At 44.9% G+C, this 7,515-nt stretch carries 5 protein-coding genes; 2 read left to right on the top strand and 3 right to left on the bottom strand.

From position 1 onward, the window contains the following. Window positions 1-376 precede the first annotated feature (376 nt). Entirely contained in the window at window positions 377-1,240 is an 864-nt protein-coding gene (locus PCAR9_RS00980; RefSeq protein ID WP_179982025.1) for an alpha/beta hydrolase family protein, read from the bottom strand. Between the two features lie 211 nt (window positions 1,241-1,451). Between PCAR9_RS00980 and PCAR9_RS00975 the strand changes: the two genes are divergently transcribed. Continuing rightward, window positions 1,452-2,066 carry a hypothetical protein gene (locus tag PCAR9_RS00975; RefSeq protein WP_179982024.1) on the top strand — a complete coding sequence of 205 codons (615 nt, stop codon included), beginning with the start codon at window positions 1,452-1,454 and terminating at the stop codon, window positions 2,064-2,066. A gap of 75 nt (window positions 2,067-2,141) precedes the next feature. Here PCAR9_RS00975 and PCAR9_RS00970 read toward each other — a convergent pair whose 3' ends face one another. Both PCAR9_RS00970 and PCAR9_RS00965 read right to left on the bottom strand, forming a co-directional pair. Further along, the gene (locus tag PCAR9_RS00970) at window positions 2,142-2,726 is read right to left on the bottom strand and encodes an HAD family hydrolase (RefSeq protein WP_179982023.1); all 585 of its coding nucleotides are present in this window, start codon (window positions 2,724-2,726) and stop codon (window positions 2,142-2,144) included. A 65-nt stretch (window positions 2,727-2,791) separates the two neighbouring features. Then, window positions 2,792-4,129, bottom strand: a complete 1,338-nt coding sequence (locus tag PCAR9_RS00965; protein WP_179982022.1) for an MFS transporter — start codon at window positions 4,127-4,129, stop codon at window positions 2,792-2,794. Window positions 4,130-4,507: 378 nt separating this feature from the next. Here PCAR9_RS00965 and uvrA point away from each other — a divergent pair, with 378 nt between their 5' ends. Next, window positions 4,508-7,339 carry an excinuclease ABC subunit UvrA gene (gene uvrA / locus PCAR9_RS00960; RefSeq protein ID WP_179982021.1) on the top strand — a complete coding sequence of 944 codons (2,832 nt, stop codon included), beginning with the start codon at window positions 4,508-4,510 and terminating at the stop codon, window positions 7,337-7,339. Window positions 7,340-7,515: the final 176 nt, after the last annotated feature.

The following is a 7,515-nucleotide window of genomic DNA, read 5'->3' as shown; positions in this document are numbered from 1 at the left end:
ACAAATCCCCGCCTATGGCGGGTATTTTATTTAAACAGTAAAAAGCCAATTTGATGAGTGATTAATCGCAATTCGATGTATTACCGTGCAATAGTATTCTAAAAATTTTATTTCACGAAACTGTTGACAAAAATACACGCTTGATCGTTTCACCCTAGACTTTTATCCCCAATTTGAAAAAGTGCCTGATCCTGCACATATTTACGATCAAAAAACATTAAGATCAGCATGGATTGCTCTACACCGCTTGATTTCACTGATATTTCGTGATCCGACCAGAAGGTTACACCAAGATCGTGATCTGCCGGTATATATGGCTATTAACAGACTTACCAACAAGGTTTTCCACTATTTATCCACAGAGGACAAAACTCACTTATTGAGTAAACCTCGCTAAAAATTGTTTGTACTGTTCAATGGCATAGTCACTTGTAAGCGTTGCATTATGTGTGGCTCCGGGAATTACGGAAATGTATTTTTTGCTACTTGAAGCATCTTCTAGCAATTGTTGACTGATTGGATAAGGCGTTATCTTGTCTTGTTCACCAACTACAAGCCACAAAGGGCCTTCATAATGGCGAAGAATTGGTGCTATTTGCATACTGTGAACTTCGTCGTGAAGTTTCATGTTAGTGAAAGAATTAGAGAAACCCGGCACCATATTGGCAATTAAATCAGAAATGTTGTTGAAAGCCCCGTCCAGTACCAAAGCATCTATTTTTCGATTGGCCGCAACATAACTTGCGAAATAACTGCCTATACCACGGCCGTGAACAATAGTGGGAAGTGAGGCATCAAACGCATTTTCGACATAATCAAACTGGGTTAACGCGTCTTGCTTGATAGCGTTAATACTCAAATCTTTTGCCTTATCACTGGCCCCTACCCCCTGATAATCGAGCCATAAAATATTAGCGGGCAGCTTACCCAGCCTGTGAATAATGCTGTTATTTTCACTTAGCGGCATACGATTGTCTGCGAAGAAAACAATGTTAACGATTGGGTCAGGGTATGAAACGGCAACACCTCTTAGGGTTAATCCAGCTTCGTTTTTTACTTCAACACGGGTGATGCCCGCTGAGGTTTTATCTTTTTGAATGGCGGCGTGCAGCTTTGTGGTATCAAGAGGTTGTTGCTGCGCATCTTGATAGAAGAATGCAGAAGGAGATACGTTAATTGCACACCCTAATAGTGAAACACTGGCAACTACACTGATTACTGCGTTTTTAAAGGTCATCATTTAAGAACTGTCCGTGTTGATTTGTAATAGGGAAGTTTATATTTAACCTACGAGTGCTTGAAAGTCGCGTCACTGCACACACTTTGTGCTTTGATATGCTAAACCAGCTGTAACAGTTTGCAACAGTTGTTCAGTTTCTTCGCACTACAAACTTTCTTATACTTGAGTCTATATTACTGACATAAGCTATCCATAAGAAAAAATTAAAATAATGAAAAGTACATCATTTTTCTCACCCCGCATTGCGCCATCAGCACGAATGATTTTCGCCTGCTGCACGCTACTTTTGCTCGCCGCTTGCGAGTCTACGCCGCCCGAGCTTGATTCATCGTTAATTCCTGAGTCGCAGAGAAAAGATTATCAGCTAACCATGTCTAAAGCGAAAGCTTGCCCAATTAACTTGGCAGAATTAATCGATATGCGGTCGAGTAAAGACTTGCTCGTTGGAAGCAGTAATGTAACAGAAGACACGCTCTATTCACTGTTACAGCAAAGCTTAGAAGCGATGAATGTCAGCCCAGATATTGAAGCAGCCACAAGCGTTAAAGTAGTACTAAACCGCGCGTTTGTAAAAAGCTTAGGAAGTAATATGGTTGCCACCGTGGTGCTTAATGTTTTATACAAACCTGATAATGCCGATGAGTATTCACCCGCCGCCACTTTCAGAGGGCAAAGCGTAAATGTAAACGCCAGTGTCAGTGAAAAAGAGAGCAGTCAGATTGCTATCGATGCCATGAAAACCGCCATTCATGATGCCACCAAACGTATAAAGTCTTCACTATTACCCAACTGCGGAAATACGCTCAGCGAACTAGAGGCGGTATAAGCCTAAGAAACTATGATAGTGGACACGATTGAGTGAGCGTAAGCCCTAAGCTCGAACTTTCAATCAGGAGAAGATTCAGTAGATTAGACGCGTGTTTTTAACCATAAAGCACGCCATGCCGCCGTCAACCGCCGCTTTTCTACCCATGTCGGTATCTTCAAACACCACACAATGCTGTGGTGCTACACCCATTAATTCTGCCGCACGCACAAAGGTTTCAGGGTGAGGTTTACCTTTAGTGACGTCATCGGCTGTAACCAGCGCAGATAATTGGGCTAGCAGGCCGTGTTCATTTAACACCATTTGCGCGTGCTGCCTATCTGAGCCCGTCCCCACTGCAATTGGCATGCTTCCTTTATAGTGATTAAACACGTTAAGGGTATCTTGAATAAGCCTTGGCACATGGTTTAGCCCTTCAAAGGCCTGTTTTTTATATGAAGCAACCTCTGCTGGATCGTGGCTTTTTCCATACTTTGCATTCATAAGATGTACGGTTTCAAAGGTAGGAACACCACCTAAACTGTATTGATAGTCTAGGTCAAAAGGATAACCAAACGCATCGCACGTAAGCTGCCACGCATCAATATGCGCCCCCATTGAATCGACCAAGGTGCCATCCATATCAAAAATAATGGCTTTGTAGCTGCTTAGGTCAATCATGGTTTTCGCTTCCTTTTCAAAAATGGTGTGGTGCTAACCTTTCATGGTTGCAATGAGATAAGCAACTATGCAGACAACACGTCTCGCGCTTTTACGGCGTCGAAATCACGATCAACTTTTAAGTATACCGCGCTATTTTGACTGTTTAATGTCACTTCCAGTACACCCGGCACCAGCAATAGGTCGGCCTCAATGCTAGAAGCATTTGAACTATCAAACTCTGCGTTCATCATCACGCGCTTTACCCGACTCACTTCTTTAACCCCAAGAATAATAAAAAGCCAAAGCAGAGTACTAGCAGCGCCGATGCCATACGCCAATTCTTGCGACCAAATATCGGTAACGAAACCTGAAATTACACCACCTAAAAACGCGCCAAAAAACTGAAAACTAGCGTAAAGCCCCATCGCCGTTCCTTTTTGTCCTGCAGGAGCAATGCTTGACACCAAAGCAGGGAAGTTCGCTTCTAAATAATTAAAGCCGGTAAAGAAAAGAACCACGGCTGCGGTAACCCACCACCAGCTTTGGTCTTCTAAGCTAAGTGCTAAAAACGCGCCGCCCATTAACACTACACCGGTTAAAAGAAGTGATTTTGGGGTACGGCCTCTTGCCGCTCCCATCATAATGATGAGGCCAACTATAGACGCGCCAAGTACTGGTAAGTAAATCGTCCAGTGGCTATCTAACGTCATATCAAAGTTCAGCAGCGTAACAGGCAATTGAACAAACAGCAGCGTAATAAGCATGTGCAGAATCATTACGCTGACGTTTAAACGCCATAACTGAGAAGAAAAAACTAAGCGCTTTAGCTGGTCTTTTTGCGGGAGTGTATCACCGCTACTAAGCTGCACACCGTTTGGCACTACCCATTTAACCAGTGGCATGCAAAGAATGGCCAGAATACCAGTAATACCAAACACGCCTGCAAGCCCGTAGCTGTTGGCAATAAGAGGCCCTAAAATAACCGCTAAATAGAATGAAAAGCCAATAGCAATACCTATAACAGCTAACACTTTGGCTCGCTGACTTTCCCGGCTGACATCGGTAGCAAGGGCCATAATCGCACCTGCAATAGCTCCAGCGCCTTGAAGAATACGCCCAACAATCATCATAACCATGCTGTCGGCGTTTGCTGCTACAAAGCTTCCTAAAGCAAATACAGCAAGCCCCAGCAAAATAACGGGTTTACGACCCCATTTGTCAGACATCATGCCCATAGGAATTTGCAGCGCAGCCTGGGTTAGGCCATATCCACCCACGGCAAGTCCCACCAATAAAGGCGAGTAATCCGGGTAGTCCATCGCGGCCACAGCCAATACAGGCATAACCATGAACAACCCCATCATGCGTAATACGTAAACGGAGGCGAGTGCAAGCGCGGCGCGTAATTCCAAAGCGTTCAAAGCGTCTGTTTCCCTCAATAAATAAAATCAAAAAAACATAAAAGCGCGCAGAGAACACCTGTTTCTGCTGCATTAAGAACAAGGCCGCGAAGTGTAGCACAATACCAGTCCGCATAGATAATTGCCCACGTACCTAAAATTCGATTAATACAATTGGCATTTTCTTCCACTCGCGAGGTTGATTTAGCCTTTTCGCCTTAATAAGGGTTTAAAAGTGGAGATAAAATCACCACTTTGCAAGGTAGTTTCGTTAGTACTAATCGTAAGCTTGTGCCTGTAAGGTGATCTGCTTACTCCACTCACAGTATAACTTGAATGTCATATCACTTTACTTGACACCTATGGCATACTGATTCTTTTTCTCTCATTTAGGCTTCAATGGATAAAATCGAAATTCGCGGTGCTCGCACCCACAACTTGAAAAACATCGATTTAACACTGCCACGAGACAAACTGGTGGTGATAACCGGCCTTTCTGGCTCGGGTAAATCGTCTCTTGCATTCGACACACTTTATGCGGAAGGTCAACGTCGTTACGTTGAGTCTTTATCTGCCTACGCGCGTCAGTTTCTTTCCATGATGGAAAAACCCGATGTTGATCATATTGAAGGGTTGTCACCTGCAATATCCATTGAGCAGAAATCAACATCTCACAACCCGCGCTCCACCGTGGGTACCATCACTGAGATTTACGACTACTTACGTTTGATGTTTGCCCGCGTAGGCACCCCACGTTGCCCAGAGCACGATGTGCCTTTGGACGCACAAACGGTTAGTCAAATGGTAGACAGAGTGCTAGCGATGCCAGAAGGCAGTAAGCTGATGTTGCTAGCGCCCATCGTTAAAGAGCGCAAAGGTGAGCACGTTAAGACGCTGCAGAACCTGTCAGCACAAGGTTTCATTCGCGCGCGTATTGACGGAGAAGTTTGCGACTTGTCCGATCCACCGCCACTGGATTTGCATAAGAAGCACACCATTGAAGTTGTGGTGGACCGCTTTAAAGTGCGTGACGATATGGCGCTGCGTTTATCAGAATCATTTGAGACAGCGCTAAGCCTTGCTGGTGGTAACGCTGTCGTAGCTGATATGGACGACAAAGACGCGGAAGAAATAGTGTTCTCTGCCAACTTTGCTTGTCCTCACTGTGGCTACAGCATTAGTGAACTTGAACCACGTCTGTTTTCATTTAATAACCCAGCGGGTGCCTGCCCAACTTGTGACGGGCTAGGTACCAGACAGTTTTTTGACCCAGCACGCGTTGTCGGCAATACCGAATTGAGTCTGTCTGGCGGCGCTATTCGCGGATGGGACAAGCGCAGCTATTACTATTTCCAAATGCTGCAGGCGGTAGCAGACCATTATAAATTTAGTCTTACTGTACCGTTTGAGGAACTCGATAAGAAGCACCAAGACATAGTGCTTTACGGGTCCAAAGGGAAATCGCTATCCTTTAAATATATTAACGAGCGCGGCGACGTGATGGAACGCAAACATCCATTTGAGGGCATAATCCCAAATATGGAGCGCCGCTATCGCGAAACCGAATCGAATTCAGTTCGTGAAGAGCTAGCAAAATATTTAAGCCAACAACACTGTAGCAGTTGTAACGGCACCCGCTTGCGGGTAGAAGCGCGTAACGTATTTATTCAAGATACTAACTTACCTGCTATTGCAGAAATGTCGATTGCAGATGCGTTTGGCTTCTTTGAGTCACTTAACCTAGAAGGTCAGCGAGCGCAGATAGCTGAAAAGATTCTAAAAGAAATTATGGACCGCCTAAGCTTTTTGGTGAATGTGGGCCTAAATTATCTTTCTATGTCGCGCAGTGCCGACACCTTATCCGGTGGTGAAGCCCAACGTATTCGACTAGCAAGCCAAATTGGCGCAGGCCTTGTTGGCGTAATGTACGTACTCGATGAACCATCCATTGGTCTTCATCAACGCGACAATGAACGATTGCTTGGCACACTTACACGCTTGCGCGACTTAGGTAATACGGTATTGGTTGTTGAGCACGACGAAGATGCCATACGCGAAGCCGATTACATTGTGGATATTGGCCCGGGTGCCGGTGTACACGGTGGTGAAATAATTGCCGAAGGTTCGCTGGAAGACATTAAAAACAGTGAAGACTCACTTACCGGAAAATACCTATCTGGTAAGGAAAAAATAGATATACCTGCTAGCCGTACGCCAGTTAAAGACGATAAGTGGTTAGAGCTTTTAGGCGCTACGGGTAACAATCTGCAATCCGTTGATTTACGTATTCCTACGGGTGTAATGACCTGCGTAACGGGGGTGTCTGGCTCGGGTAAATCAACGCTGATTAACGATACTTTCTACAAAATTGCACAACGGGAATTAAACAAAGCTACCACTTCTGAACCGGCGCCGCATAAGTCGATGACGGGGTTAGATCAGCTCGACAAAGTGGTAGATATTGACCAAAGCCCAATTGGTAGAACCCCGCGTTCTAACCCCGCTACCTACGCTGGCATATTCACTCCCATTCGTGAAATGTTTGCGGGCACTCAAGAGTCACGTTCACGAGGCTATAAGCCTGGCCGCTTTAGCTTTAACGTGAAAGGCGGGCGCTGTGAAGCATGTCAGGGCGATGGTGTGATTAAAGTAGAAATGCACTTTCTGCCAGACGTGTACGTGCCCTGTGATGTATGTCAGGGAAAACGCTATAACCGTGAAACCCTAGAGATAAAATACAAAGATAAGAACATTCATGAAGTGTTAGAAATGACCGTGGAAGATGCTCGTCAGTTCTTTGATGCTATTCCATCTATTTCACGTAAATTGCAGACACTGATGGATGTGGGTTTGTCTTATATCCGACTTGGTCAAGCGGCCACTACCTTATCTGGTGGTGAAGCGCAACGAGTAAAATTGGCGAAAGAGTTGTCAAAAAGAGACACTGGGCAAACACTTTATATTTTGGATGAGCCTACTACAGGTTTGCATTTCCACGATATTAAGCAGTTGTTAGCCGTCCTTCATCGACTACGCGATCACGGTAATACCGTTGTGGTTATTGAGCATAACCTAGATGTAATCAAAACCGCAGACTGGATTGTGGACCTTGGACCTGAAGGGGGATCTGGAGGTGGCCAGATTATTGCAGAAGGAACACCAGAGCATGTGGCACAACAAGAAGTTTCACATACAGGACGATTCCTGAAACCCATGCTCACACAAGCTTGAGCCGGTTTAGATGTAAATTCGTAGGCGTTGAGCGCATGACTTCTTCTTTGTAAGCTGTTGTGTAATTTACACGGCAGCTTGTAAAAAGTGCGCGTTGACGTTTATTTGCACGTTTTTTCATGCTGGTCAGAGCTTGTTTTGGCAAATCATACGTTACGATGATTTATGTGAATTTT

It is taken from the genome of Alteromonas macleodii (assembly GCF_903772925.1).
GTDB lineage: Bacteria > Pseudomonadota > Gammaproteobacteria > Enterobacterales > Alteromonadaceae > Alteromonas > Alteromonas macleodii_A.
This window is presented reverse-complemented; position numbering and strand designations above follow the sequence as displayed.

Bases quoted from the DNA above. Each gene is read 5' to 3' on its own strand.
- PCAR9_RS00980 (WP_179982025.1), bottom strand. From the start codon at position 1,240: ATGATGACCTTTAAAAACGCAGTAATCAGTGTAGTTGCCAGTGTTTCA.
- PCAR9_RS00975 (WP_179982024.1), top strand. From the start codon at position 1,452: ATGAAAAGTACATCATTTTTCTCACCCCGCATTGCGCCATCAGCACGA.
- PCAR9_RS00970 (WP_179982023.1), bottom strand. From the start codon at position 2,726: ATGATTGACCTAAGCAGCTACAAAGCCATTATTTTTGATATGGATGGC.
- uvrA (WP_179982021.1), top strand. From the start codon at position 4,508: ATGGATAAAATCGAAATTCGCGGTGCTCGCACCCACAACTTGAAAAAC.